At 63.5% G+C, this 25,101-nt stretch carries 24 protein-coding genes and 1 tRNA gene; 12 read left to right on the plus strand and 13 right to left on the minus strand.

Annotated elements, in window-relative coordinates; all coding sequences use genetic code 11:
* Window positions 1-45 precede the first annotated feature (45 nt).
* Together trpB and IQ24_RS01410 are read left to right on the plus strand one after the other, a co-directional pair.
* Window positions 46-1,272 carry a tryptophan synthase subunit beta gene (gene trpB / locus IQ24_RS01405; protein WP_145395923.1) on the plus strand — a complete coding sequence of 409 codons (1,227 nt, stop codon included), beginning with the start codon at window positions 46-48 and terminating at the stop codon, window positions 1,270-1,272.
* An 86-nt stretch (window positions 1,273-1,358) separates the two neighbouring features.
* Complete coding sequence (locus IQ24_RS01410; RefSeq protein WP_145395924.1) at window positions 1,359-1,694, plus strand: hypothetical protein; 336 nt, start codon at window positions 1,359-1,361, stop codon at window positions 1,692-1,694.
* 83 nt (window positions 1,695-1,777) lie between these two features.
* Here IQ24_RS01410 and IQ24_RS01415 read toward each other — a convergent pair whose 3' ends face one another.
* The 3 genes from IQ24_RS01415 to puuE all read right to left on the minus strand — a co-directional run bounded on the left by IQ24_RS01415 (window position 1,778) and on the right by puuE (window position 4,806).
* A complete protein-coding gene (locus IQ24_RS01415) occupies window positions 1,778-2,407 on the minus strand; it encodes a DsbA family protein (RefSeq protein ID WP_145395925.1) in 630 nt (209 codons plus the stop codon).
* A 99-nt stretch (window positions 2,408-2,506) separates the two neighbouring features.
* A complete protein-coding gene (locus IQ24_RS01420; RefSeq protein ID WP_145395926.1) occupies window positions 2,507-3,334 on the minus strand; it encodes a bifunctional allantoicase/(S)-ureidoglycine aminohydrolase in 828 nt (275 codons plus the stop codon).
* Between the two features lie 59 nt (window positions 3,335-3,393).
* Window positions 3,394-4,806 (minus strand): allantoinase PuuE, encoded by a 1,413-nt coding sequence (puuE, locus tag IQ24_RS01425; RefSeq protein ID WP_145395927.1) that lies wholly within the window; start codon window positions 4,804-4,806, stop codon window positions 3,394-3,396.
* A 219-nt stretch (window positions 4,807-5,025) separates the two neighbouring features.
* Here puuE and IQ24_RS01430 point away from each other — a divergent pair, with 219 nt between their 5' ends.
* Complete coding sequence (locus IQ24_RS01430) at window positions 5,026-6,327, plus strand: NCS2 family permease (protein ID WP_145395928.1); 1,302 nt, start codon at window positions 5,026-5,028, stop codon at window positions 6,325-6,327.
* Between the two features lie 165 nt (window positions 6,328-6,492).
* Here IQ24_RS01430 and IQ24_RS01435 read toward each other — a convergent pair.
* Window positions 6,493-6,567 (minus strand) — tRNA-Gln (locus IQ24_RS01435).
* A 94-nt stretch (window positions 6,568-6,661) separates the two neighbouring features.
* Between IQ24_RS01435 and IQ24_RS01440 the strand changes: the two genes are divergently transcribed.
* Window positions 6,662-7,855 carry a BaiN/RdsA family NAD(P)/FAD-dependent oxidoreductase gene (locus IQ24_RS01440; RefSeq protein ID WP_145395929.1) on the plus strand — a complete coding sequence of 398 codons (1,194 nt, stop codon included), beginning with the start codon at window positions 6,662-6,664 and terminating at the stop codon, window positions 7,853-7,855.
* Here IQ24_RS01440 and kdsA read toward each other — a convergent pair.
* The 3 genes from kdsA to IQ24_RS01455 are packed head-to-tail and all read right to left on the minus strand — an operon-like array spanning window position 7,852 to window position 11,067.
* Window positions 7,852-8,685 carry a 3-deoxy-8-phosphooctulonate synthase gene (gene kdsA / locus IQ24_RS01445; RefSeq protein WP_145395930.1) on the minus strand — a complete coding sequence of 278 codons (834 nt, stop codon included), beginning with the start codon at window positions 8,683-8,685 and terminating at the stop codon, window positions 7,852-7,854. The two genes, IQ24_RS01440 and kdsA, sit on opposite strands and share 4 nt — an antisense overlap.
* Window positions 8,682-10,370 (minus strand): KpsE/RkpR family capsule polysaccharide export protein, encoded by a 1,689-nt coding sequence (locus IQ24_RS01450; RefSeq protein ID WP_338419445.1) that lies wholly within the window; start codon window positions 10,368-10,370, stop codon window positions 8,682-8,684. Before IQ24_RS01450 ends, kdsA begins: the two co-directional genes overlap by 4 nt.
* A 43-nt stretch (window positions 10,371-10,413) precedes the next feature.
* Window positions 10,414-11,067: an ABC transporter ATP-binding protein gene (locus tag IQ24_RS01455; RefSeq protein ID WP_145395932.1), complete on the minus strand. Its 654-nt coding sequence runs from the start codon at window positions 11,065-11,067 to the stop codon at window positions 10,414-10,416.
* 211 nt (window positions 11,068-11,278) lie between these two features.
* Between IQ24_RS01455 and IQ24_RS01460 the strand changes: the two genes are divergently transcribed.
* Together IQ24_RS01460 and IQ24_RS01465 are read left to right on the plus strand one after the other, a co-directional pair.
* Window positions 11,279-11,866, plus strand: a complete 588-nt coding sequence (locus IQ24_RS01460; protein ID WP_145395933.1) for a uracil-DNA glycosylase family protein — start codon at window positions 11,279-11,281, stop codon at window positions 11,864-11,866.
* Window positions 11,863-12,615 (plus strand): SseB family protein, encoded by a 753-nt coding sequence (locus IQ24_RS01465; RefSeq protein ID WP_145395934.1) that lies wholly within the window; start codon window positions 11,863-11,865, stop codon window positions 12,613-12,615. The genes IQ24_RS01460 and IQ24_RS01465 overlap by 4 nt, the downstream gene beginning before the upstream one ends.
* Before the next feature lie 70 nt (window positions 12,616-12,685).
* On the opposite strand, the gene mepK is transcribed toward IQ24_RS01465, so the two are convergent.
* Window positions 12,686-13,246: a peptidoglycan L,D-endopeptidase MepK gene (gene mepK, locus IQ24_RS01470; RefSeq protein WP_145395935.1), complete on the minus strand. Its 561-nt coding sequence runs from the start codon at window positions 13,244-13,246 to the stop codon at window positions 12,686-12,688.
* A gap of 437 nt (window positions 13,247-13,683) precedes the next feature.
* On the opposite strand from mepK, the gene IQ24_RS01475 reads away from it, so the two are divergent.
* From IQ24_RS01475 to IQ24_RS01500, 6 genes are all read left to right on the plus strand, one after another.
* Entirely contained in the window at window positions 13,684-15,177 is a 1,494-nt protein-coding gene (locus tag IQ24_RS01475; protein WP_242007858.1) for a L,D-transpeptidase family protein, read from the plus strand.
* Window positions 15,178-15,205: 28 nt separating this feature from the next.
* Window positions 15,206-16,306 (plus strand): UDP-3-O-(3-hydroxymyristoyl)glucosamine N-acyltransferase, encoded by a 1,101-nt coding sequence (gene lpxD / locus IQ24_RS01480; protein ID WP_145395936.1) that lies wholly within the window; start codon window positions 15,206-15,208, stop codon window positions 16,304-16,306.
* 12 nt (window positions 16,307-16,318) lie between these two features.
* Entirely contained in the window at window positions 16,319-16,582 is a 264-nt protein-coding gene (locus IQ24_RS01485) for an acyl carrier protein (RefSeq protein WP_145395937.1), read from the plus strand.
* Window positions 16,583-16,698: 116 nt separating this feature from the next.
* Window positions 16,699-17,907: a beta-ketoacyl-[acyl-carrier-protein] synthase family protein gene (locus IQ24_RS01490; RefSeq protein WP_145396130.1), complete on the plus strand. Its 1,209-nt coding sequence runs from the start codon at window positions 16,699-16,701 to the stop codon at window positions 17,905-17,907.
* 48 nt (window positions 17,908-17,955) lie between these two features.
* Window positions 17,956-18,825 (plus strand): DMT family transporter, encoded by an 870-nt coding sequence (locus IQ24_RS01495; protein ID WP_145395938.1) that lies wholly within the window; start codon window positions 17,956-17,958, stop codon window positions 18,823-18,825.
* Window positions 18,826-18,893: 68 nt separating this feature from the next.
* The gene (locus IQ24_RS01500; protein ID WP_145395939.1) at window positions 18,894-19,217 is read left to right on the plus strand and encodes a 2Fe-2S iron-sulfur cluster-binding protein; all 324 of its coding nucleotides are present in this window, start codon (window positions 18,894-18,896) and stop codon (window positions 19,215-19,217) included.
* Between the two features lie 39 nt (window positions 19,218-19,256).
* Here IQ24_RS01500 and IQ24_RS01505 read toward each other — a convergent pair whose 3' ends face one another.
* From IQ24_RS01505 to gph, 5 genes are all read right to left on the minus strand, one after another.
* Window positions 19,257-19,883 (minus strand): TetR/AcrR family transcriptional regulator, encoded by a 627-nt coding sequence (locus IQ24_RS01505; protein ID WP_145395940.1) that lies wholly within the window; start codon window positions 19,881-19,883, stop codon window positions 19,257-19,259.
* Between the two features lie 75 nt (window positions 19,884-19,958).
* A complete protein-coding gene (gene typA / locus IQ24_RS01510; RefSeq protein ID WP_145395941.1) occupies window positions 19,959-21,779 on the minus strand; it encodes a translational GTPase TypA in 1,821 nt (606 codons plus the stop codon).
* Between the two features lie 232 nt (window positions 21,780-22,011).
* Window positions 22,012-23,826, minus strand: coding sequence for a SulP family inorganic anion transporter (locus IQ24_RS01515; RefSeq protein WP_145395942.1), 1,815 nt, complete (start codon window positions 23,824-23,826; stop codon window positions 22,012-22,014).
* A 6-nt stretch (window positions 23,827-23,832) separates the two neighbouring features.
* On the minus strand, window positions 23,833-24,252 hold the full coding sequence (locus IQ24_RS01520) for a protein tyrosine phosphatase family protein (RefSeq protein WP_145395943.1): 420 nt from the start codon (window positions 24,250-24,252) through the stop codon (window positions 23,833-23,835).
* Window positions 24,253-24,329: 77 nt separating this feature from the next.
* A complete protein-coding gene (gene gph / locus IQ24_RS01525) occupies window positions 24,330-25,010 on the minus strand; it encodes a phosphoglycolate phosphatase (protein ID WP_145395944.1) in 681 nt (226 codons plus the stop codon).
* Window positions 25,011-25,101: the final 91 nt, after the last annotated feature.

Raw genomic sequence — 25,101 nt, forward strand, 5'->3', positions numbered from 1 at the left:
TTCGTTGCCCAAATACCCAAAACGCGACCTTGCCCGGAGAACATCATGGCCGACGACCTCATCAACAGCTTCATGAACGGCCCCGATGAGCATGGCCGCTTCGGCGAATTCGGCGGCCGCTTCGTAAGCGAGACACTGATGCCGCTGATCCTCGATCTCGAGCGGGAATATGAAACCGCCAAGACCGACCCCGCCTTCGCGGACGAGATGGAGGAACTCTGGACCCATTACGTCGGCCGTCCCTCGCCCCTCTACTACGCCCCCCGCCTGACCGAGCATCTGGGCGGCGCGAAGATCCTGTTGAAGCGCGAAGAACTCAACCACACCGGCAGCCACAAGATCAACAACGTGCTGGGCCAGATCCTGCTGGCGCGCCGCATGGGCAAGACCCGCATCATCGCCGAGACCGGGGCCGGGCAGCACGGCGTCGCCACGGCCACCGTCTGCGCCCGCTTCGGCCTGAAATGCGTGGTCTATATGGGCGCGCATGACGTGCAGCGTCAGGCCCCCAACGTCTTCCGCATGCGCCTTCTGGGGGCCGAGGTCGTCGCCGTCACCTCCGGTCGCGGCACGCTCAAGGATGCGATGAACGACGCGCTGCGCGACTGGGTGACCAATGTCCGCGACACCTTCTATTGCATCGGCACGGTCGCGGGCCCGCATCCCTATCCGGCGATGGTGCGTGACTTTCAGGCCATCATCGGCCGCGAGACCCGCGACCAGATTCTGGCGCAGGAAGGCCGCCTTCCCGACAGCGTCATCGCGGCCATCGGCGGCGGCTCGAACGCCATGGGCCTGTTCCATCCCTTCCTTGATGAGCCGGGCGTGCGCATCATCGGCGTCGAGGCGGGCGGCAAGGGCGTCGACGACCGGATGGAGCATTGCGCCAGCCTGACGGGCGGCCGTCCGGGCGTGCTGCATGGCAACCGCACCTATCTGCTGCAGGATGCCGAGGGCCAGATCCTTGAGGGCTATTCGATCTCGGCCGGGCTCGACTATCCGGGCATCGGTCCCGAACATTCCTGGCTGAAAGAGCAGGGGCGCGCCGAATATGTCTCGGCCACCGATGACGAGGCGCTCGGCGCCTTCCAGCTTCTGTGCCAGACCGAAGGCATCATCCCGGCGCTCGAACCCTGCCATGCCCTTGGCTATGTCACGAAACTTGCGCCGACGCTGCCCAAGGATCACCTGATGGTGGTCAACCTCTCGGGCCGGGGCGACAAGGACATCTTCACTGTCGCCAAGCACATGGGCGTCGAAATTCAGGCCTGATCCGGCCCGCCACACGTTTGCGAGAGCATGGGACCTTCACCAGCGGGACGCGCGTTAAACCTGCGTTCTGGCAAATGGAGGTTACCATGCGCAGCAACGTCTTCAAAACAGTCCTGACCGCCACCAAGGCCGGTATGATCGGCGCCTTCCTGCTTGGCGCGGGTGCGGCTTTCGCAGCCGCTCCGATGGCAGATGAAGCCATTACCGAGCAGCTGACAGCCGCCGGGATGACGGATGTTACCGTCAATCACGCGGATGGCAAGATCAACGTCTCGGGTACATACGAGGGCAAGGGCGTGGTCCTTGTCTATAACGAAGAAACCGGCGCTTTGGAAAGCTTTGACGGCGGCACGCCCGAAGCGGGCGCGCATGCCGCATTCATGACATTGGGCGAGGCTCCGGCTGACGCGCCGGCCAACTGACAGCGGAATATCCTCCCATTCCGCGTCGGGTGACGGCCATCGGGGCTGGGTCGGGGTGCAAATCCCGACCCTGTCTTTTGTCTTCACTCGGTGGCAGAGGCCCGGGCTTCCGCGATCACCTCGGAGAGTTCGCTGGCGGGAAGAAAGCCGAAGATCACCCGCTCACCAATGACCCAGGTCGGCGTTCCCATGATCTCCAGCCCGTCGGCCAGGATCAGCGATTCCGCGATATGGTCAGCGACGGCGGGGCCGGACATATCCTGCTGCAACCGAGGCACGTCCAACCCCAGACGGCGCGCCTCGCGCAGGACCGAGGCCTGGTCGGCCCGCCCTTTCATGGACATGAGACCCGCGTGCAGCTCGGCATATTTGCCCTGCATGCCTGCCGCCAGCGCCGCCTCGGCAGCAAAGCGTGAGCCTTCGCCGAAAACCGGCAGTTCACGGATGACCAAACGCAGGTTCGGGTCCGCTTTCAGCAGCTTTTCGATCTCGGGCTGGCTGCGGCGGCAGAAGCCGCAGTTGTAATCGGTGAACTCGACCAGAGTGACGTCGCCGTCAGGGTTGCCCAGCACCGGCGCGCCGGGGTCTTCGAACAGCGAAGCGCGCATCTCGGCGGTGATCTCGCGCGCGAAGGGATCGTCGATCGCCTTCAGCGCCGGGACGATAGCGAGGACGGCCAGGGTGGCAATCGCCAGAAACAGGGTGCGACGCATGGTGACCTCCTGCGAGATGCGCCCCGTCATCGCAGCCGTGCCGCGCAGGGTCAAGCGCGGCAGGAATGGGAAAGGGCCGCCCGAGGCGGCCCTTCGGGATCATTTCCAGATCGGCGCGTGACGGTTCACGTCCTTGTAAAGCAGATAGCGGAAGTTCGACGGCCCGCCCGCATAGCAGCACTGCGGGCAGAAGGCGCGCAGCCACATGAAGTCGCCGGGGCCGACCTCGACCCAGTCCTGGTTCAGGCGATAGACGGCCTTGCCCTCGATCACGAACAGGCCGTGCTCCATCACATGCGTCTCGGCGAAGGGGATCGAGCCGCCGGGGGTCAGCGTCACGATGGTGATGTGCATGTCATGGCGAATGTCGTTCGGGTCCATGAAGCGGGTGGTCGCCCAGCTGCCATTGGTGTCGGGCATGGCATTGGGTTTGATGTCATTTTCATTGGTGATGATGACATCGGGCTTTTCCAGTCCCTCGACCGCCTGCCAGCGCTTGCGCCACCAATGGAAGCGCGAGAGCGGCGCGGCGTTCTTGACCTTCCAGCCCATGCCCGCCGGGATATAGGCAAAGCCGCCTTCGGTCAGGTGATGGGTCTTGCCGTCGATTTCGACGTCAATCGCGCCATCGGTGACGAACAGCGCCGCCTGGACGCCCGCGTCATCCTCGGGCTTGTCCGAGCCGCCTTCGCCCTTCAGCTCGACGATGTACTGGCTGAAGGTCTCGGCAAAGCCCGAGAGCGGGCGCGCAATGATCCACATGCGCATATTGGTCCAGCCGGGCAGAAGGCTGGTCACGATGTCGCGCATGGTCGCCGCCGGAATGACGGCATAGGCGTCGGTGAAGACGGCGGTGTCGACGGACAGATCGCTTTGCGGCGGCAGACCGGCGAGGGGACCGGCGTAGGTGTTCTTCTTGGTGCTCATGTTCACTCCTGAAGAGCGGGCGCGGCGAGGGCCGCGGCCCGATCCGTGAAAGGAAAGGATCAGTTGCCGCCCAGCATCTGCTGCAGGCGAAGCTCTCCGATGCGGCTGACCTGACGCTCGGCCTCGGCCCGCTCGGTCGCGGTGTCGTTGTCGATGCGGCGCTGCATGGCCTCCATGATGCCCGCCTTGTCATAATCGCGCACGGCGATGATGAAGGGGAAGCCATGGCGGGCCACGTAATCGGTGTTGAGCCGGTTGAAGGTCGCGCGCTCCTCATCGGTCAGCGCGTCCAGCCCGGCGCTGGATTGCTCGGCCGTGCTTTCGGCGGTCAGCTGCTTGGCGGCGGCCAGCTTGCCGGCCAGATCGGGGTGCGCGTTCAGAACGCCCAGACGCTCTTCATCCGAGGCGGCGCGGAAGATCTGCGCCATACGCCGGGCCAGACCGGCAGCGGTGTCGTGAATCGCGCCCATTTCGGCGTCCCAGACGCGCTCGGCGATGAAGGGCGAATGCTCGTAGATGCTGCCGAATTTCTGGACGAAATCCTCGCGCGGCATTTCCGAGGGCAGCTCTTTCGCCTGGAAGGGATGCACCTTCGCCCAATGGCGGGCAATGTCCAGACGCGTGGCGAACCAGACGCCTTCATGGCTGCGAGCATGTTCCAGGAACTTCTGCAGCGCGATGGCGCGGCCCGGACGGCCCATCAGGCGGCAGTGCAGGCCAATCGACATCATCTTCGGCGCGCCTTCCTGACCTTCGGCGTAAAGCACGTCGAAGCTGTCGCGCAGATAGTCGAAGAACTCGACCCCGGTGCCGAAACCCTGACCCGAGGAGAAGCGCATGTCATTGGCGTCCATCGTATAGGGTACCATCAACTGCGGCTTGCCGTTGTGGACATGCCAATAGGGCAGGTCGTCGGCAATCGTGTCGGCCAGGTATTCGAAGCCACCTTCTTCGCAGCCAAGGGCCACCGTGTTCATCGAGGTGCGGCCCTGATAGAAGCCGCGCGGACGCTCGCCAGTGATCTGGGTGTGCAGCTCGATGGCGCGGCGAATGTGATCTTCCTCGACCTCGCGCGGAATGTCGCGGTAGTCGATCCATTTCAGGCCATGGGTCGCAATCTCCCAACCGGCCTTCTGCATGGCGGCCACCTGCTCGGGGCCACGCTCCAGCGCGGTCGCGACGCCGTAGACGGTGATCGGGACATCCTTGAGCATGCGGTAGAGGCGCCAAAACCCGGCACGCGCGCCGTAGTCATAGATGGATTCCATGTTCCAGTGCCGCTTGCCCGGCCAGGGCTGGCAGCCGATGATCTCGGACAGGAAGGCCTCAGAGGCCGCGTCACCATGCTCGATGCTGTTCTCGCCGCCCTCTTCGTAATTCATGACGATCTGGACAGCGATCTTAGCGTTTCCCGGCCATTTGGGGTCCGGAGTATGTTCGCCGTAGCCCGCCATGTTGCGGCTGTAACGCATGAAATGCCTCATCGATCTGAAATTTTCTAGCTGGCCAAAGCATCACCTTACCGGGCGCGCGGGCAAGTCTTGAATTTTATATACTGTCTAAAGAATGTGTTGATAAAGGTACAACTTCGCACAACGCATTGAAACTCTTTTCAGAGAGCTTGGATGGTTGCGCCTTTAGTACGAGAATAATGTGACCGGAATGACGGATGACCGTCAGAGGGAGGTTACATGCTTGAACAACAATTCGGCCTGAAGGCCAAGGGGACAGATGTCAGGACCGAGGTGATTGCAGGGATCACCACTTTCCTGACGATGGCCTATATCATCTTCGTCAACCCGCAGATCCTGTCAACGACCGGGATGGACGCCAGCGCGGTCTTCGTCGCCACCTGTCTGGCGGCGGCGCTTGGCTCGGCCATCATGGCGCTTTGGGCAAACTGGCCCATCGGCATGGCGCCCGGCATGGGGCTGAACGCTTTCTTTGCCTTTACCGTCGTCGGCACGCTGGGCTTTACCTGGCAGCAGGCGCTTGGTGCCGTCTTCATCTCGGGCATCATCTTCCTGATCCTGTCGGCCACGGGCATCCGTAGCTGGCTGATCTCGGGGATTCCCACCTCGATGCGCAGCGCCATTGCTGCGGGCATCGGGATGTTCCTGGGCCTGATCGCCCTGAAAGAGGCGCATGTCGTCGTGCCCTTCGAGGCGACACTGGTGACGCTGGGCGATCTGACCCAGACCGGCACGCTGCTGGCCATCCTTGGGTTCTTCATCATCGCGGCGCTGGATGCGCTGAAGGTGACGGGGGCGATCCTGATCGGGATTCTGGTGGTGACGGCGCTGGCGATCATCCTGGGCGTCAGCTCCTTCGGCGGCATCATGGCGACCCCGCCCTCGATCGCGCCGACCTTCCTGCAGCTTGACATCATGGGCGCGCTGACCGTCGGCATCTTCCACGTCATTCTGGTCATGGTGCTGGTCGAGGTCTTTGACGCCACCGGCACGCTGATCGGCGTGGCGAAGCGCGCAGGCCTGCTGAAAGACGGCCCGGCCCATCAGGACAAGAACCTTGGTCGCGCGCTGATGGCCGATTCGACGGCGATTCTGGCGGGCTCGGTTCTGGGCACCAGCTCGACCACGGCCTATGTCGAAAGCGCCTCGGGCGTGCAGGCAGGCGGACGTACCGGCCTCACCGCGCTGGTTGTCGCGGTGCTGTTCCTGGCGGCGACCTTCTTTGCGCCGCTGGCAGGCTCGGTCCCCGCCATCGCGACGGCTCCTGCGCTGCTCTATGTCGCCTGTCTGATGGTGCGCGAGTTCGAAGAGATCAACTGGAAGGACGTCACCGAATCCGCGCCAGCCGTGCTGACCGCGATCATGATGCCCTTCACCTATTCGATCGCGAACGGTCTGGCCTTCGGCTTCATCAGCTATGCAGCGATCAAGCTGTTCACCGGTCGCGCGCGTGAGGTGCATCTGGCCACCTGGGTCATCGCGGGCCTCTTCGTGATCCGCTTTGCCTTCTTCGCCCACTGAGGGGCGAGGCAGGCTGACAAGGCAAGGCCCGGTCGAAAGACCGGGCCTTTTGCTTTTCTGTCATAATCAGGCGACGTATCGCAGGTCGGGGAAGATGAACCCCCGCGCCATGGCAAAGGTTTGCGAACCAATGCCAATCGTCCGAAATCTAACGATAAAAGATTTTGGCTGGGGCGGTAGGATTCGAACCTACGGTACACGGTACCAAAAACCGACGCCTTACCACTTGGCCACGCCCCAACTGTGAGAGGGTGTTTAGCCAAGCCTGTCGGGGTCTGCAAGCGCGTTTCGGAAAAAACTTGTGGGTAATTTCCGGGCTGGGTATTGGGCGGCCATGGAACATGCAGACATCGTCATTCTGGGGGCCGGAGCGGCCGGTCTTTTCTGTGCAGGCTCGGCCTTGGGGCAGGGTAAAAGCATCATCGTGATCGATCACGCCAAGGCCCCGGGCGAGAAGATTCGCATCTCGGGTGGCGGGCGCTGCAACTTCACAAATATGGCAACCGCTTACGACCGTTTCCTGTCAGAGAACCCGCGCTTCTGCGCCTCGGCGCTGGCGCGATTCTCTCCGGGTGATTTTGTGACGCTGATCGACCGGGCGGGCATCGCCTGGCATGAGAAGACGCTTGGGCAACTGTTCTGTGACGACAGCGCGCGGCAGGTCGTGGACATGCTGCTGACGCGCATGCGCGGGGCCGAGCTGTGGCTGCAGACCACCGTCGATGAGGTCTGCCCGGACCCCGACGGCTTCCGCATCACCACCTCGCGCGGCATCCTGCTGGCGCGGCGCGTGGTGGTGGCCACGGGCGGGCGCTCGATCCCGAAGATGGGGGCCACGGGGCTGGGCTATGACATTGCCCGCCAGTTCGGCCTGTCGCTGATCGAGCAGCGGGCGGGGCTTGTGCCCCTGACCTTCGCCGAGCAGGAGTTGCAGCTTTGTCGTCCCCTTGCGGGCCTCTCGGTCGAGGCCGAGGTCAGCACCGGCAGCGGCAAGAACCGCCGCAGCTTCTCGGATGGGTTTCTGTTCACCCATCGGGGCCTCTCGGGTCCGGCGATTCTGCAGATTTCAAGCTATTGGAAGCCGGGTGAGCAGATTACCGTGGACCTCGCCCCCGGCATCGACGCGGGCGCGCGTTTGCGGGCCGCACGGGGTGAGCATGGGCGTCAGACGGTCGCCCGGGCGATCTCGGCATGGCTGCCGTCGCGGCTGGCCGATTCCATCATCGCCGATTGCGGCCTTACCGAGGCGCGGCTGGCCGATCAGAACAATGCGGTGCTGGACCGGGTGGCGGCGCGGATCAACAGCTGGACGGTGCGCCCGGTCGGATCAGAGGGCTGGCGCACGGCCGAGGTCACGCTGGGTGGCGTCGACACGCGCGAGCTTGACGCCCGCGCCATGCAGGCGCGCAAGGTGCCCGGCCTCTATTTCATCGGCGAGGTGGTCGATGTGACCGGCTGGCTGGGGGGCTATAATTTCCAATGGGCATGGGCCTCGGCCCATGCCGCAGGGCTCGCGCTGCAGGCCTAGCCCATCACCGGATCGGATTTCGCCAGCTGGTCAAAGCGCATCAGCGAGGCGACCAGCGCGGGCATCCGGTCCAGATGGATCATGTTCGGCCCGTCCGAAGGCGCGTTGTCGGGGTCCTGATGCGTCTCGATGAAGACACCCGCCACGCCAAGGGCGACGGCCGCACGGGCCATCACCGGCGCGAATTCGCGCTGACCGCCGGACGAGCCGCCCTGTCCGCCCGGCTGCTGCACGGAGTGGGTCGCATCCATGATGATCGGATAGCCGGTGCGCGCCATGATCGGCAGGCTGCGCATATCGGCAACCAGCGTGTTATAGCCGAAGCTTGCGCCGCGCTCGGTCAGCATGATCCGCTCATTCCCGGTCGAGGCGACCTTCTGGGCCACATTGGGCATATCCCAGGGGGCCAGAAACTGGCCCTTCTTGATGTTCACCACCGCGCCGGTTTCACCCGCCGCCAGCAGCAGGTCGGTCTGGCGGCTAAGGAAAGCCGGGATCTGCAGGATATCGACCACAGCCCCTGCCGCGCGGGTCTGGGGGATGTCGTGGACATCGGTCAGGACCGGGCAGCCGATGCGATTGCGCACCTCTTCCAGCATGCGCAGCCCTTCGTCGATGCCGATGCCGCGACGGCCCGAAAGCGAGGTGCGGTTCGCCTTGTCATAGCTGGCCTTGAAGACATAGCCCGCGCCCACCTCGGAACAGGCCTTCGCCATGGTCTCGGCGATCATCAGGGCATGGTCCAGCGTCTCCAGCTGGCAAGGCCCGGCGATGATGCCAAGGGGAAGATCATTGCCGAAAACGACATCGCGGATCTGGACATGTTTCACGAAGACACCTGCTCGCGGAGGATCGACGCCGTCAGTGAAAGCATCAGATAGATGCCCGAGAACAACAGCAAGGCGACGATCGTGTTCTGGAAAGCCTTGGGATAGGTCGCCTCATCCGGCGGAACCGGCGAGATCGACAAGGACAGATAGCGGACCTGCTTGTTGGCCTCGATCCGCGCGCTTTCCATCTGCGCGGCCGATGCGGCCAGAAGCTCTTGCCGGGTCAGAAGGTCGGATTCGGCGATACGGATCTCGCCCGCAATGGCCGCCAGAGAGCCGCGGCTATTGTTGCCCTCGGTCAGCTGGGCGCGGGTGTCGGCCAGCATCTCCTCGATGCGGCTGATGTCGCCACGGGTGCCCGCCACACGGCTTTGGTTGGGGTTTGAGTTCGCCAGCAACTGGCCCAATTCAAGCCGCTTTTCCGAGAGCTGCGTCTCCAGCGCGGCGATATGGCCCATCACGACCGAGCTTTCGGCCACGGGGTCCAGAACGCCCAGCTTTTGCTGCAGGTCCTGCACGCGGCGCTGCGCATCCAGCACCTTCTTCTCGGCATCCTCATAGGTCTTGACCGCGCCCTCCATCTGGTCGGCGCGCAGCCGAGCCGTCATCTGGTCGACCTGACCTTCGGCATATTTGATCAGCGCGAGCGAAAACTCCTGACTGAGTTTCGGGTCGGGCGCGATCACCTCCATGTTGATGACGCCTTCGGTCGGGTCATAGCCGATCTTCACCGAATTGCGGTAAACCTTATAGGTCTGCTCATTGGACGCATCAGGGGCAAGGCGCAGGATCGGATCGACCGCAGGATCCTGGAAGGCCTGCTTGAAGCCCAGATCCGCGTCCAGCCGCAGCATCGCGTCGCGTGAGGACAGGTAGCTTTGGACCGAGACCGAATCCGGGTTCGTCGCCAGCTGCGTACCGCTGAAAAGCCCGCCCAGACCGCCCGAGCTGGCCTTCTCGGCCTGCTGGATCTGGAACTGCGAAATGGTCGAATAAAGCGGCGTCGCGACGCGGAAATAATACCAGCCCGCGATGATGGTCGGCAGCGCCACAAACATCGCCAGACGCACGCACATCATGAACAGGCGGCGGCGGCGACGCCTCGCGATGTCCTTCTGGATGCGGATGATCTCGGCCGCGCGGCGATCCTCCGAGAAGGCGTCGCGCTGCGGCAGCGAGCCGGGGGCGATGGGCGCAATCTCGGTGCCCTTGCCGCGACGGTTGCGGGGCAGGGCAACGGGTGCGTTCGGGGCAGGGGTGGCCTGCGCGCGGCTGCCTTCCTCGGACAGGATCTTGCCGACGGCGGCGCGGTGGAACGGATCGATGCCCCGGTCGCGCAGGGCGACGACGGCCTCGAAATCGGTCTCGACCTCAAGCTGGTGCATGTTGGCGATCCGGCGCGCCATGCGCAGCTGACGCTCGGTCAGGTTCTCGGCCCGCACGGCGGCGATGCGCTGCTGCATGTCCGCGCCATCGGCCGGGACAGGGGTGCCCCGCTGGGGCGCGGCAGGATTGGCCGCCTGCGGCGCCGCACCCGGGAAACGCATATTGCCGAAGCCGTCATCATCGGCGCCGGGGGAAAACAGGTTCGCGTGATCCTCGGCCGGTTGCGCGGCCGCGTTGCGCTTGATGACCTGGACCTTCACATTGGGCGCGGCGGGCGCGCTTTCGGTCTTGCGGGTCATCGCAAGCACCGACTCTTCGCGGCTGATCCTATAGGCCCGCGCCTTAGGCGGTGTAGTCATAATATTGCTTCGCCTCTTCAAGAGTGTCGAACTGGTACAGCTTTCCGTCGCGCAGGATGGCGGCGGAGTTGCAGAATTTTTCGATGGTCGAGGGTTGGTGCGACACCACCACCACGGTCGAGTTCTTCAGGCGCTCGAACAGCACCGTCCCGGCCTTGCGGTTGAAGTTGATGTCGGTGGTCTGGGGCATGCCCTCGTCAATCAGGTAGATGTCGAATTCCAGCGACAGCAGCAGCGAAAAGGTGAAACGCGCGCGCATACCCGAACTGTAGGTGCCGACCGGCATGTCGAAATATTCGCCGATATCGGTCAGCCAGCGGCAGAAAGCCTCGACGTAATCGGGGTCGAGACCATAGATTCGCGCGATGAAGCGCGCATTTTCATTGGCCGACAGCCGCGAGGTGATGCCGCCCATGAAACCTAAGGGAAAAGAGACGCGGCTTTCGCGCCGGATCACGCCCTCATCAGGCTTTTCCAGCCCGCACATCATGTTGATGATGGTGGTCTTGCCAGCGCCGTTCGGCGCCAGAATGCCCATCGAACGTCCGGGCTCGATCCGGAACGAGGCCCGGTCAAGGATCACTTTGCGCTGAGTTCCCGTCCAGAAGGACTTGGAAACATTGTCGAACTCCAGCATTGGACGCGCTTTCCGCCTTTGACCCGCCGTGCAGATAGCTGCAAGTACAGGACCCATCGTTGACCTTGGACCCAGAACGGCCGCAAGCGGCTTTTCCCTGTTGGGCAACATTATTCGCGACGGCGGACACTGTCCACCATACCGCAAAATTGCCATATGTTTTGTGATCGCGGGTCTTTCGCGGCGGCGGGCGCGCGCCTAGGTCTGAAAGATGACCCTTGCAGACCAGATTTCGGCCTGTCGGCTGTGTGCCGATCGCTTTGCCGCAACGGCGACACGGCACGCGCCGCGCCCCGTGCCGTGGTTCAGCCCTCAGGCCCGCATCCTGATTGTCGGACAAGCGCCGGGAATGCGCGTGCATGAGCTGGGCCTGCCCTTCGCCGACCGCTCGGGCGAGCGGCTGCGCGACTGGATGGGGGTCGACCGCGACATCTTCTATGACCGCAACCGCATCGCGATAGTGCCGATGGCCTTCTGTTTTCCGGGCTATGACGCCAAAGGCGCGGATCTGCCGCCACCACCGCTTTGCGCGGCGACCTGGCGGCGCAAGGTGCTGGCCGAGCTTTCGCCCCGGCTGACGCTGCTGGTGGGCGGCCATGCGCAGCGCTGGCATCTGGGCGTGAAGACCGGCGTCTCGGCGGTGGTGGCCGATTGGCGCGCCCATGCACCCGACTGCTTCCCCTTGCCACATCCGTCCTGGCGCAATACCGGCTGGTTGAAACGCAATCCCTGGTTCGAGGCCGAGCTTCTGCCCGAACTGCGGGCCCGCATCAAAGATGAGATCAAGGAGACCGCATGACCGCGCTGGATGAGCTTGCCACCACTCCCTTCCACGAAGCGGATGACGCCGTGCGGTCCCGTATCCTGTCGCGTCTGGCGAATACCGAACTGTTCGCGGCGCTGATCCGGGAACCGGACGGCGATCTGGCGGAACTCAGGATCTTCGATCTTCCCGATTTCCCCGCCGCCCTTGCCTGCGACACCGAGGATCGGCTGGCGGCTTTCTTTGAGGGTCCCGTCGTGCATCTGGGTGCGCCGGGCCGGGTTCTGGCCGCCCGGCTGGCCGAACAGGGGCGGGGGCTTCTGGTCAATCCCGGCCTGCCCTCGGAAATGCTGCTGGATCCGGTGACGCTGTCCTGGCTGGGACAGGCGCTGACCGAAACGCCCCCTGAAACCGACGCCACGCAGCCCCTGCGCCTGTTTGCGCCCGAGGCGGCGGCGGTCAATATCCTCGCCGGCGCTCTGGCCGAGCGGCTTCAGGATATGGCTGGCCTGGTGGGTGAGAGTGCGATTCTGGGGGCCGAATGGCCCGAACGTCGGCGCGGGCATCTGATTCTTGTGCGCGGTGTCGCGGCCGAACATCAGCCGCCCGTCGCCAAGGCACTGGCGGAACTGCTGACCTTCCTGCCGCAGATCGAAGGGGGCGTGGATGTCGCCTTCTCGGATCGCGCGGCTCCATCCGATGCGCTGGTGATCGAGGCCCCGAAGCGGCCCGAACCTGTCGCCCCGCCGAAACGCGATCCCTCGGCCCCGCCCCGGCTCCGCTAGGCCCGGAAAAACGAAAACCCGCCCAGAGGGCGGGTCTTTGCGTAGTCGCGTAAACTTGAAGGCCTGCGATTCACGCGCCCCAGTGGCGCACCGGACCGCAATCCATGTGAACGAAATTCGAACGCGAGTACTTGCCCACGCCACCTGCATTGCAGGCCGCTGCGGCGCTGTACATCTGCCCGACCGAGCGCGACTTCAGGCGCAGGTCGGCAGCTTTGCCGGTCATGTGCAACGAGTTGCGCGCGACGCCCGACGAGCGCGAGCGAAGCATCGCGTTGGTCTGGGGAGAGCGATAGCCCGACAGCATCATATAGGGTTCGTTGGTTTGCAGCAGACGGTGAGAGGCCGCTGCAATGTCGACGGTGCGCGGATCGATACCGATGGCTTGTCCGGTCCGCCAGTCCCGCATGAACACATTGATTTCATTAAGGGCATCACGGATGTACTTGCCTTCGACCCAATAGACGGTGTCGATGCTTTCGCCCGTGCGGCCAGAGTACATGCGGATACGACGAATATCGCCTGCGCCGCGCAGAATGCCAAAGGCATTGGCCATTACTGGCGCAGCCACCACTGCCGTCGCCGCAAACACACCAAGTATGCCGCGGCGCGAGATAGTTTCAAACGTCATGTCAGATCGCCTGTCCTGCTTCGTTTGCTGTGCCGCCTGTTAGCGGCTGGTCGGGGTTTTTACTCCGGAACCGGTTACTAATATGTCACCAGCACGTGAGTACAGGAACCGTTTCCTGACGGTAAGGGCGATTTTCTGCTAGAGTAGGCGAAACTTCGCCGAACGGAATGCCGTCGCGTTCACCACATGGAACCCGTGTGATTTCTGCACCACGGGGATGGCATAAATACACCAACCAACTGGACTGTCATCGTGAACCCTGCCAAAAATGCAAAAAAGATAAAATGGTGGCCAGAATGAAGGTCTCGGGCGGACTTCTTCGGGTAGTGGCGTGTGTAGCAGCTTTTGCTCTGCCTCAAGGCGCGTCGGCGCAGGGGCTCGAGATGGCACCTGTTGCAACATTGCCATCCCCGCGACTTGTTTTCTCACATCAAGAGATGCGTTTGGCCGATGCCGTCGCGCAATCTCCGGGTCTGGCGGATTTTTACGGCTCGAACGGGCTGAAGCCGATTTTCATGGGCGAAGCGGGGGCGGCGCGCCGCGCTGCGGTCATCAACGCCGTCGCTCAGGCCGAATCGCACGGGCTTCCGGCACAGCGCTATCATATGGCACGGCTGATGGTGCTGGACGCCGAGGGCGGCACCAGCGTCGACGCGGAACTTGCCTTCGCCAAGGCCCTGGCCGACTGGAGCCATGATCTGGGTGGCGGCGTCCTGAACCCGCAGCGGATCGATTCGACCTTCAAGCGTGAGGTGCTGCGCCGCAAGACGGGCGACGTGATGCGCGAATTCGGCGCCTCTGCGACCCCGGCGGCGGTGTTGGAAGGGCTCGCGCCTAAAGATCCGCGCTATCAGATCCTGCGCAATGCGCTTGCCCCGGCGAATCGTCTGGTGGCACCTGCCGGAACCCCGATGGTGCCCGAGGTGCTGCTGCGTGAAGGCGCGCAGGGCGATGCCGTTCTGGCGCTGCGTACAAGGCTGGCGGCTGTCGGCTTCGACGCAGGCGGCGCGGCCCAGCCCGATGTCTTCGACATGCCTCTGACGCTGGCCGTGCGCTCATTCCAGGACGCGACGGGCTTGCCCGCCGATGGCGTCGCGGGGCCACGCACCATCCGCATGCTGAACCACGGCCGGGGCGAGGCGAACCCCGCGATCCTTGTCGCGCTGGAGCGGATGCGCTGGATGACCGGCCATGACCTCAACGCCCGCCATGTCTGGGTGAACCTGCCCGAATACAACGCCCGCATCATGGAGGGCGGTCACGAGGTCTTCGTGACGCGCGTCGTGATCGGCAAGGCCAAGGTCGATTTCGAGACGCCCGAATTCTCGGATGAGATGGAGCATCTGGTCGTCAACCCGCGCTGGAACGTCCCGCGCTCGATCACCGTGCGGGAATACCTGCCGCGCCTGCAGGCGAACCGGCATGCGGTCTCGCATCTGGATGTGGTCGACGGGTCCGGCAATGTGATCTCGCGCGACCGGATCAATTTCGGCCAGTATACGGCGGCGAACTTTCCCTATCGCATGCGGCAGAAGCCCAGCGATGACAATGCCTTGGGCGTCGTCAAGTTCATGTTCCCGAACCCCTGGAACATCTATCTGCACGACACGCCGACCAAGCATCTGTTCGACCAGTCGCAGCGCGCCTATTCGCATGGCTGCATCCGCATTGGACGCCCGCGCGATCTGGCCTTTGAACTGATGAAGGGCAGCTATGATGACCCGCAGGCGACCTTCAACCGGGCACTGGAATCGGGGCGGGAGACCTATCTCAACCTGCGGCCCACGATCCCCGTGCATCTGGTCTATTTCACCGCCTTCCCGGATGAGAGCGGCCAGATCCGCTATTATTCCGACATTTACGACCGCGATGCCAAGGTATACGCCGCTTTGGCCAAGCTCGGGGTAGCATCTGCCGCCACGGATGAATAAATGGGTTCCGACTGAAAAGGGGAACCCGATGACCTTAACCATGGCCGAGCTTGCAAAGGCGCTGAACGGGCATCTTTGGGGGAATGGCGCGCTTGAGATCAGCGGCGCGGCTGAAGCGGGGCAGGCCCAGCCGGGCCAGATCGCGCTGGCCACCTCCGCCGCTTATCTGCAGAAACTGCCGCGCGGCGGCATGGCCCTGCTGGCCGAAGGCATGGAGCCCGAGGCTCTGGGCCTTGAGGCTGCGGTTCTGGTGGGGCGTCCGCGCCTTGCCATGGCGGGGCTGACGCGCGCGATGGACCGGGGGCCGGATTTTGCACCGGGCGTGCATCCGACTGCGGTGATCGACCCCTCTGCCGAGATCCCGGATGATGCCGCCATCGGCCCCTATGTGGTGATTGGCGCGAATGTCCGGCTGGGGCAGGGCGCGCGCATTGCCCCCCATGTCAGCATCGGCCGCGACACCGTGATCGGGCGCGACGCCACCATCCATGCGGGTGTGCGCATCGCGCATGAGGTGGTGATCGGCGACCGCGTGGTGCTGAACCTTGGCGCATCGGTGGGCGGCGACGGGTTTTCCTTCGTCACGCCCGAGAAATCCGGCGTCGAGCAGATCCGCGACACTTTGGGCGAACGCGCGGACCTGCGCGAGCAGCACTGGACGCGCATCCATTCCCTCGGCGGCGTGGTTCTGGGCGATGATGTCGAGATGGGCGCGAATTCGACCATCGATCGCGGCACGATCCGCGCGACGACCGTCGGCAATGGCACCAAGATCGATAACCTTGTCCAGATCGGCCATAATGTGGTCGTCGGTGACGACTGCCTGCTCTGCGGGCTGGTGGGCATCGCAGGCTCGGCCCGGATCGGCAATCGCGTCGTGCTGGGCGGGCAGGTCGGCGTCTCGGACAATATCTTCGTCGGCGACGATGTGATTGCGGGTGGTGCCACCAAGATCTTCACCAATGCGCCCGCAGGCCGCGTGCTTCTGGGCAGCCCCGCCGTCAAGATGGAGACGCAGATCGAGGCCAACAAGAACATCCGCCGTCTGCCGCGACTTTATGCGCAGGTGGCAGAGCTTCGCGAAAGCGTCATGAAACTGATTGAAAACACCGCCCGAGACAAAAGCTGAATGGAGGCCCGGATGTCCACAGACCTTCGCACGCGGATCCTTGAAATCATTGCCGAACAGGCCATGCTCGACCCCGCTGAACTGAAACTCGAGGCCTCGCCGCAGGATCTGGGCATCGACAGCCTGGGTCTGGTTGAGTCGATCTTTGCCATCGAAGAGGCCTTCGACATCACCATCCCCTTCAACGCGAATGAGCCCGAGAATTCGGATTTCGACATTTCGACGCTGGGCTCGATCGTCACGGCGGTCGAAAAGCTGGTCGCGGCCAAGGGATGAACGCCAAGCGCCGCAAGCCCGCGAACCCGGCCAAGAAGCCCGGCAAGGTCAAGAAGGCCACGACGCTGGCCCGCGCCATGATCGGGCGGGTCATCATGGGGCGGAACGCCGGCGGCCTGCGCCGCGTCGCGATCACCGGCATGGGCACGGTCAATGCGCTTGGCCGCGACGTGCCCTCGACCTTCGAGGCGATGCGCGAAGGCCGCTGCGGCATCGGCCCGCTGGAGTTTCGCGATGTCGACCGGCTGGCGATCCATATCGGCGGGCAGGTCAAGGGCTGGAACCCCGAGGAATATTTCAACCGCCAGCAGATCGTCCTTTATGACAAATTCACCCAGTTCACGCTTCTGGCTGCGCGTCAGGCGGTCGAGCAGGCGGGCCTGATCTTCGAGGGAGAGCTGGGCCTGCGCGCGGGTGTCATTCTGGGCACGGCTGCGGGCGGCGTGAACACCTGGGACGAGAACTACCGCACCGTCTATGAAGAGGGGAAGAACCGCGTCCATCCCTTCGTCGTGCCGAAGCTGATGAACAACGCGGCGGCGTCTCATGTCAGCATGGAATACGGGCTGCTGGGTCCCAGTTTCACCGTGGCCACGGCCTGCGCCAGTTCGAACCATGCGATGGGGCTAGCGTTCAACATGGTGCGCTCGGGCGCGGCGGTGGTGATGCTGACCGGCGGCTCGGAATCGATGCTGTGCTTTGGCGGCGTGAAGGCCTGGGAAGGGCTGCGGGTGATGTCGAAGGACGCCTGCCGCCCCTTCTCGGCCACCCGCAACGGCATGGTGCAGGGCGAGGGCGCGGGCGTCTTCGTCTTCGAGGATTGGGAGCATGCGGTCGCGCGCGGTGCCGATATACTGGCCGAGGTTGTGGGGTTCTCCATGTCCTCGGACGCGCAGGACATCGTCATGCCCTCGGCCATCGGGGCGGAACGGGCGATCACCGGTGCGATGCTGGACGCGCATATGAACCCCGAGGAGGTGGGCTATATCAACGCCCATGGCACCGGGACGGCGGCGAATGACAAGACCGAATGCTCGGCCGTCGCGCATGCCTTTGGCCCTCATGCCGACCGGCTGATGATTTCCTCGACCAAATCCATGCACGGCCATCTGATCGGCGGCACCGGCGCGGTCGAGATGCTGGCCTGCATCATGGCGCTGCGGGATGGCATCATCGCACCCACCATCGGCTATGAAGAGCCGGACCCCGAATGCGCGCTGGACATCGTCCCGAACGAGGCGCGTGAGGCGCAAGTCTCGGCGGTACTGTCGAACGCCTTCGCCTTTGGCGGGCTGAACGCGGTCATCGCCTTGCGCAAGGTCTGAAGCGGGCAGGGCCGTTCGGCGGCCCCGCCCTCTGACCGGGGGACAACCATGACCAGATCGCCGCGCGCCTCCGTCAACGGAATCATCTGGATGGCCGGGGCCATTGCCTCGTTCATCGGCATGACCGTTGCCTCGCGCGAGATGGCGCAGGGCATGTCGATCCGGCAGGTCCTGTTCTTCCGCGCGCTGGTGGGGCTGGCCATCGTGGCAGTCTTTGCCCATCGCGTCTGGCCCGAGATCCGGCAGATGCGCCAGTTCCGTGGCCATCTGCTGCGCAATATCGTGCATTTCATCGCGCAGTATTTCTGGACCATCGGCGTGGTGATGCTGCCGCTGGCTTCGGTCTTTGCGCTGGAATTCACCATGCCGATCTGGGTCGCGGTCTTTGCCTGGGCGCTGCTGGGCGAGAATATCTCGACTGCGCGCCTCCTTGCGACGCTGGGCGGATTTCTGGGCGTCGTGCTGATCGTGCGTCCGGGGATGGGCACGGTCGATCCGGCGGCAGGCTTGGTGCTGCTGGCGGCGGTTGGATATGGGCTATCGATCGTGCTGGTGAAGCGTCTGTCGCGGCAAAGCTCGGCCGGGGCGATCGTCGTCTGGATGATGCTGATCCAGACCCCGCTGGGGCTGCTGTCGGCGCTGACCGACTGGCAGCCCATCGACTGGAGCACCTGGCCCTGGATCCTGCTGGCCGGCGCGGGCGCGCTTTCGGCGCATTTCTGTCTGGCACAGGCGCTGCGGCGGCTGGATGCGACGATCATCATGCCGGTCGACTTCCTGCGCGTGCCCTTGATCGCGGCGGTGGGCTATCTGCTTTACGACGAAGGCATCGATCTGTGGGTCGTCATCGGGGCAGGGGTCATCCTGCTTTCGAACCTTTACGCATTGCGGGCCGAGACGCGCGCCTCGCTTGCATGAAGGCTGCAGGGGGCTTTCCTTGCCCGTCGCAATGACCTATCTGCGTCTGGCGGAAAAGGAAGGCACCCATGGCCAAGATCACATATATCGAGCACAACGGCACCGTCCACGAAATCGACGTGAAACCCGGTATGACCGTGATGGAGGGCGCACGCGACAATGGCGTGCCCGGCATTGACGCCGATTGCGGCGGCGCCTGCGCCTGTTCGACCTGCCACGTCTATGTCGCGCCCGAATGGGTCGACAAGCTGCCCGCCAAGGACCCGATGGAAGAGGATATGCTGGATTTCGCCTGGCAGCCCGACCCCGAGCGTTCGCGCCTGACCTGCCAGCTGACCGTCACCGAAGAGCTTGACGGGCTGGTCGTCAACCTGCCGGAAAAACAGATCTGAAGATCTCGGCCCGCGCCCGCGACGGGGTGCCGGGCCGGTTCACTCGGCGTTGCCCGGGTTGGCCAGAACCATCCATTGCAGGAATTGTGCGAACATGCTGGTGACGGTGGCCCGCACATCGTGGCTGTCATCCTGAAACCAGCGATCGCCGGGCCCGACGATGAACATCGTATTCGCGCCCTTGATCATGCAATGCAGCGCGACCATCAGCACATTCAGATCGGCATCCTGAGAAAGGATCCCCAAACTTTGCATATGCTGCAATTTCCGCCGCAACAGATCACGCATCGAGATATTGAAGCGATATAGCGTGCTGTCCTCTTGCATGGGCTGTGCCATTCCATGCGTAATAAGGGTCAGCAGCGCGGTATTTTCATAAGCCCAATTTGCATAGCTTACCGCCATGGAATTCAATTGGGCGATGGGATCATTGGGATCGGATTCGACCAGACCTTCCCGCAGCCGGTCGTTCAGCATGGTGATTCCCTGATAAATCAGGCCGTCACGCAAATCCTGAACCGAGCCGAAATTGTCCTGAACGTCCTGTTCGCTCAGGCCAGCCAGATGGGAAAGTTCCTTGGCAGAACCGGGAATAACCCCGGTTTTGCCGAGTTCTTCTTGTGCGGCTGATATCAGTTTCTGGTAAACATTACCTTGAGGCGACATGGCACTAATCCTGCTGGGTCTCCAACAAGTTACCAGTTTTCTGCGAAATCAAAAGCCGGGAATAGGTCTGACCGCTTAACCCTCGCTGCGCGACTGGCGCTTGCGCTCATGCGGATCAAGATAACGCTTGCGAAGACGAATGATCTTCGGCGTGACCTCGACCAGCTCATCGTCGTTGATATAGGCGATGGCCTCTTCCAGCGACATGCGTACGGGCGGCGTCAGGCGAACTGCTTCATCCGTGCCCGAGGCGCGGACGTTGGTCAGTTTCTTGCCCTTCAGCGGGTTGACCTCAAGGTCATTGTCGCGCGAATGCTCGCCAATGATCATGCCCTCATAGATCTGTTCCTGCGCGCCGATGAACATCTTGCCGCGCTCTTCCAGGTTCCACAGCGCATAGGCGACCGAAACCCCGTTCTCCATCGAGATCAGAACGCCCTGACGGCGACCCTGAATCGAGCCCTTGTAGGGGGCCCAGCTGTGGAAGATGCGGTTCAACACGCCGTTGCCGCGCGTGTCGGTCATGAATTCGCCCTGATAGCCGATGAGGCCGCGCGAGGGGACATGGGCCACGATGCGGGTCTTGCCGTGACCGGCAGGCTTCATCTCGACCAGCTCACCCTTGCGAGCGCCGGTCAGCTTTTCGACCACAGCACCGGTATATTCGTCATCGACGTCGATGATCGCTTCCTCGATGGGCTCCAGACGCTCGCCGTTTTCTTCGCGGAAGATCACGCGGGGACGCGAGATCGACAGCTCGAACCCTTCGCGGCGCATGTTTTCGATCAGCACGCCCATCTGAAGTTCGCCACGACCCGAGACGATGAAGGCATCGCCGCCGGGCGTGTCTTCGACCTTGATCGCGACGTTGGTTTCGGCCTCTTTCATCAGACGCTCGCGGATGACGCGCGACTGCACCTTGTTGCCATCGCGGCCAGCCAGAGGGCTGTCGTTGATGCCGAAGGTGACGCTGATGGTCGGCGGGTCGATGGGCTGCGCGGGCAGGGCGGTCTCGACCTCCAGCGCGGCCAGCGTATCGGCCACGGTCGCTTTCGACATGCCTGCGATGGTGACGATGTCACCGGCAACGGCTTCGTCGATGGGCTGCTGGGTCAGGCCGCGGAAGGCCAGAACCTTGGAGACGCGGAACTGCTCGATGCGTTCGCCATCGCGCGACAGCGCCTTGATGGTGTCGCCCGCTTTCGCACGGCCGGATTCGACGCGGCCGGTCAGGATGCGCCCGATGAACGGGTCGGCGCCCAGAGTGGTCGCCAGCATCTGGAAGGGCTCGTCGATCTTGGCGGTCTGCTTCGGCGCAGGCACGTGCTTGACGATCAGTTCGAACATTGTCGACAGATCCTTGCGCGGACCGTCGAGGTCGTTATCCGCCCAGCCACCGATGCCCGAGGCATAAAGATGCGGGAAATCAAGCTGTTCGTCATTCGCGCCAAGGTTTGCGAACAGGTCGAACACCTCATCCAGCGCGCGATCAGGGTCGGCTGCGGGCTTGTCGACCTTGTTCAGCACCACGATCGGGCGCAGGCCAAGCGCCAGAGCTTTCGAGGTCACGAACTTGGTTTGCGGCATCGGGCCTTCGGCGGCATCGACCAGAAGGCAGACGCCGTCGACCATCGAGAGGATCCGCTCGACCTCGCCGCCGAAGTCGGCGTGGCCGGGCGTATCCACGATGTTGATGCGGGTGCCATTCCATTCGACACTGGTCGCTTTCGCAAGGATCGTGATCCCGCGCTCGCGCTCGATGTCGTTGCTGTCCATGACGCGTTCAGCCACGGCCTGGTTCTCGCGGAAGGAACCGGATTGCTTGAGAAGCTGGTCAACCATGGTCGTTTTGCCGTGGTCAACGTGAGCGATGATCGCGATATTGCGAATGTCCATCAGAAACTGGCCTTTTCAGAGATTGCGCCCCCGTAACGCAGAAGGGCCGAAAACGCCAGCGCCAATCGCAAGGATTGCGTTACCGCAGGCCAAGCATCCCCAGAATGAACAGAACGACGACCACAAGGCCCACGAGATAGATGATCGAATTCATGATGCAGTTTTCCTTTCCCTGACAGCCCGCAGTTTCACGGGTTGCAGGTTGGAAACTGCCGGGAATCCAGTTGGTTCCCTATCCTATGCGGCCGCGGTGATCGCGGGCGGTCTCGCATCTGGCGCGGGCGCAGGTCTGATGCGTCAGGTCCGGGGACAGCGCGCGCATGGCGTCGACCTGTGTCAGAAACACTTTTCCCGTCAAATTCTCCAACAGATGCGAACGGCGCAGGTGGTCCATCACCGGCCCCTTCACCTCCGAGAGGTGCAGCTTCACCCCGGCGTCGGAAAGCTGGCTGTTGACGGCCTCCAGCGCCTCCAGCGCGCTTGAATCGATGGCATTGACCGCGGCGCAGTTCAGGACGACGTGACGGATGCGCGGCTCGGCGGCGACGCGGTCATAGATCGTGTCCTCCAGAAAGCGGGCATTCGGGAAATAGAGGCTTTCATCGAATCGCAGTGACAGCACATCGGGCGCGGTGACGACATCATGGCGGTCGATGTTGCGGAAATGCTCGGTCCCCGGCACCTGACCCAGCACTGCAACATGCGGGCGCGAGGAGCGGTAAAGGTGCAGCGCCAGCGACAGCACGACACCGGTGATGATGCCCGTTTCCACGCCCAGCAGCAGCGTCGCAAGGATGGTGACCAGCATCGAGGCACCGTCGCCGGGCGAATAATGCCAGGTGCGGGGCAGGGCGCGCAGATCGACCAGCGAGAGGACCGCAATGATGATCGTCGCCGCCAGCGTCGCCTGCGGCAGATGATAGAGCAGCCCCGTCAGCGTCAGCGTGGCCAGCATCATGCCAAGGGCCGTGAAAGCCCCGGCTGCCGGCGTCCGCGCCCCGGCATCGAAATTGACGACCGAGCGGGCAAAGCCGCCGGTAACCGGAAATCCGCCCGCGACCGCCGCGCCGATGTTCGAGGCACCAAGCGCGATCATCTCTTGATCCGGGTCGATCCGCTCGCGACGCCGGGCGGCAAGGGTCTGGGCCACCGACACCGTCTCGACATAGCCCACGATCGACATCATCAGCGCGGGCAGCGCCAGCTGCGTCCAGACCGAGGCGTCCATCAGCGGCCAGCTAGGCGCGGGCAGCCCGGCGGGAATGGCCCCGACGACCGGCACGCCTTTCGCGCCCAGATCGAAGCCCCATGAAATCAGCGTGGTCACCGCGATGGCTACGACTGGCGAGATGCGGGTGATGATCTGCGCCAGATGGCCGCCGATCCCGCGCGCCTTCAGAAAGCCCGAAAGCCGCGTCCGGCTGAGGTACAGGTAGGCAATCGCGCCGATGCCGATGCCCGTGGTGACCGGCTGGATCGCGGGCAAGCCTTCCCAGATCGACAGGGCAATCTCGGGCAGGGTCTGGCCCTTGCCGGGAATGCCAAGGATGGTCTTGATCTGCGACCCGGCGATCAGGATACCGCTGGCGGTGATGAACCCGGCGATCACCGGATGTGATAGGAACGCGCTGAGAAAACCCAGCTTCACGCATCCCATCGCCAGCAGCATCAACCCGGACATGAAGGCCAGGATGACCGCTGCCTCGACATGCGTGGCGGCACCCGATTGCACGACCTCGCCCACGGCAGCGGCCGTCATCAGGCTGATCACCGCCACCGGACCCACCGCCAGCGTGCGCGACGTGCCCAGCACCGCATAGAGAATCAACGGCAATGTTGAAGCGTAAAGCCCTGTTTGTGCGGGCATTCCTGCCAGCAGCGCATAGGCCAGAGATTGCGGGATCAGCATGATCGTGACGATCACCGCCGCCAGCAGATCCGCGCTGAAGGTCGGCAGATCATAGCGCCGACCCCAGTCCAGAATGGGAAACAATCTCTCGGGGTGGCTGCGGAAGGCCCGCCAGCGTTGGGCCGGTCGAAGCGACATCTGCGCCTAGCGGGCCAGAGACTCGATCAGGGGGCGGATGCCAGAAATATCGTATCCGACCCGGGCTGCGGCATCGACCAGATCATCCGTCGGCTGCTGCCCGGCCTGCGTCAGCGCCCAGAGTACCGTCGAGCGGTTGCCCGAGCGGCAATAGGCGAATTTGCGGCCGTCCTGCGCCAGCGCCTCGGCCTGAAGCGCCACCATCTCGGGCGTGATCTGACCGGGGGTGAAGGGATTGAAGTAATAGCTCAGGCCCGCTGCCTCGGCCGCCGCGCGCATGGCATCGCTGTCGATGTCGGTGCCGACTTCCTCATCCGGGCGGTTGTTGATCAGGACGCGGTAGCCCTCGGCTGCCAGACCGGCCAGGTCCTCGGGCTGGATCTGCGACGAAACGGCAAGATCCGGGGTCAATTGGCGGATATCCATGGCAGTCCCTCAACATTGGTGGCGAGGTCGAAACTAGCGGCTGGTGGGCGCAAGGTCGATATCTGAAATGCGCGAGGTCAGGCCAGTTGAAGGCCTTCGACCAGCAAAGGAAGCTCATTGAAATGGCTGAATTGCGCGGCATGGGGCAGTTCGGCAAGCGGGGTTCGGCGATAGCCATGTGCATAGATCAGAAAGGGCACGGGCAGGTTTGCCGCGCAAAGGGCGTCGAATTCGCTATCGCCCACATAGATGCCCTGCGGCTGCGTCGGATCGGCCCCGAGAGCGACAAAAGCCGCCCGAAGCGGCGCAGGATCGGGCTTTTTCTGCGGCAGGCTGTCACCGCCGACAACCGTGCCGAATAGGCCCGTCAGGCCGAAATGATCAAGCACGGCGCGCGTCGGCCCCAGCGGCTTGTTGGTGCAGATGCCCAAGGGATAGCCGCGATCCGCCAACATCCCGAGCGCCTCCAGTACACCCGGATAGAGCCGCGTCAGGCCCGTCGCATCGTGATAACGCGTCATGAAGGAGGCGATCAGCGATTGCTGTCGCGAGGGCTCGATCCCGGTCGCACGAATGATCTTGTGCCACAGCATCTCAACGCCGCCACCCACGAAACTGCGCACCTGATCCAGCGTCAGCGGCGCGATCCGGTTTTCCCGCAGCACGGCGTTCACGGCGGCGTGGATATCCGGCGCGCTGTCGATCAGCGTTCCGTCAAGGTCGAACACCACAGGACGAGGAGCAAGGCAGACGTTCATTCGCTATTCCATATGATCGACGTGGACGGGGTGTTTTCAAAGCTTACCTAGTACAGACGTTGTCTTAAGGAATGGCAACCGTATCATGAAT

Source organism: Paracoccus sulfuroxidans (genome assembly GCF_007830335.1).
GTDB classification, from domain to species: Bacteria; Pseudomonadota; Alphaproteobacteria; order Rhodobacterales; family Rhodobacteraceae; genus Paracoccus; species Paracoccus sulfuroxidans.

What these genes read in the sequence shown, in the direction of transcription:
- trpB (WP_145395923.1), top strand. Translation starts at nt 46, where the DNA reads ATGGCCGACGACCTCATCAACAGCTTCATGAACGGCCCCGATGAGCAT.
- IQ24_RS01410 (WP_145395924.1), top strand. Translation starts at nt 1,359, where the DNA reads ATGCGCAGCAACGTCTTCAAAACAGTCCTGACCGCCACCAAGGCCGGT.
- IQ24_RS01415 (WP_145395925.1), bottom strand. Translation starts at nt 2,407, where the DNA reads ATGCGTCGCACCCTGTTTCTGGCGATTGCCACCCTGGCCGTCCTCGCT.
- IQ24_RS01420 (WP_145395926.1), bottom strand. Translation starts at nt 3,334, where the DNA reads ATGAGCACCAAGAAGAACACCTACGCCGGTCCCCTCGCCGGTCTGCCG.
- puuE (WP_145395927.1), bottom strand. Translation starts at nt 4,806, where the DNA reads ATGCGTTACAGCCGCAACATGGCGGGCTACGGCGAACATACTCCGGAC.
- IQ24_RS01430 (WP_145395928.1), top strand. Translation starts at nt 5,026, where the DNA reads ATGCTTGAACAACAATTCGGCCTGAAGGCCAAGGGGACAGATGTCAGG.
- IQ24_RS01440 (WP_145395929.1), top strand. Translation starts at nt 6,662, where the DNA reads ATGGAACATGCAGACATCGTCATTCTGGGGGCCGGAGCGGCCGGTCTT.
- IQ24_RS01450 (WP_338419445.1), bottom strand. Translation starts at nt 10,370, where the DNA reads ATGACCCGCAAGACCGAAAGCGCGCCCGCCGCGCCCAATGTGAAGGTC.
- IQ24_RS01455 (WP_145395932.1), bottom strand. Translation starts at nt 11,067, where the DNA reads ATGCTGGAGTTCGACAATGTTTCCAAGTCCTTCTGGACGGGAACTCAG.
- IQ24_RS01460 (WP_145395933.1), top strand. Translation starts at nt 11,279, where the DNA reads ATGACCCTTGCAGACCAGATTTCGGCCTGTCGGCTGTGTGCCGATCGC.
- IQ24_RS01465 (WP_145395934.1), top strand. Translation starts at nt 11,863, where the DNA reads ATGACCGCGCTGGATGAGCTTGCCACCACTCCCTTCCACGAAGCGGAT.
- mepK (WP_145395935.1), bottom strand. Translation starts at nt 13,246, where the DNA reads ATGACGTTTGAAACTATCTCGCGCCGCGGCATACTTGGTGTGTTTGCG.
- IQ24_RS01475 (WP_242007858.1), top strand. Translation starts at nt 13,684, where the DNA reads ATGCGTTTGGCCGATGCCGTCGCGCAATCTCCGGGTCTGGCGGATTTT.
- lpxD (WP_145395936.1), top strand. Translation starts at nt 15,206, where the DNA reads ATGACCTTAACCATGGCCGAGCTTGCAAAGGCGCTGAACGGGCATCTT.
- IQ24_RS01485 (WP_145395937.1), top strand. Translation starts at nt 16,319, where the DNA reads ATGTCCACAGACCTTCGCACGCGGATCCTTGAAATCATTGCCGAACAG.
- IQ24_RS01495 (WP_145395938.1), top strand. Translation starts at nt 17,956, where the DNA reads ATGACCAGATCGCCGCGCGCCTCCGTCAACGGAATCATCTGGATGGCC.
- IQ24_RS01500 (WP_145395939.1), top strand. Translation starts at nt 18,894, where the DNA reads ATGGCCAAGATCACATATATCGAGCACAACGGCACCGTCCACGAAATC.
- IQ24_RS01505 (WP_145395940.1), bottom strand. Translation starts at nt 19,883, where the DNA reads ATGTCGCCTCAAGGTAATGTTTACCAGAAACTGATATCAGCCGCACAA.
- typA (WP_145395941.1), bottom strand. Translation starts at nt 21,779, where the DNA reads ATGGACATTCGCAATATCGCGATCATCGCTCACGTTGACCACGGCAAA.
- IQ24_RS01515 (WP_145395942.1), bottom strand. Translation starts at nt 23,826, where the DNA reads ATGTCGCTTCGACCGGCCCAACGCTGGCGGGCCTTCCGCAGCCACCCC.
- IQ24_RS01520 (WP_145395943.1), bottom strand. Translation starts at nt 24,252, where the DNA reads ATGGATATCCGCCAATTGACCCCGGATCTTGCCGTTTCGTCGCAGATC.
- gph (WP_145395944.1), bottom strand. Translation starts at nt 25,010, where the DNA reads ATGAACGTCTGCCTTGCTCCTCGTCCTGTGGTGTTCGACCTTGACGGA.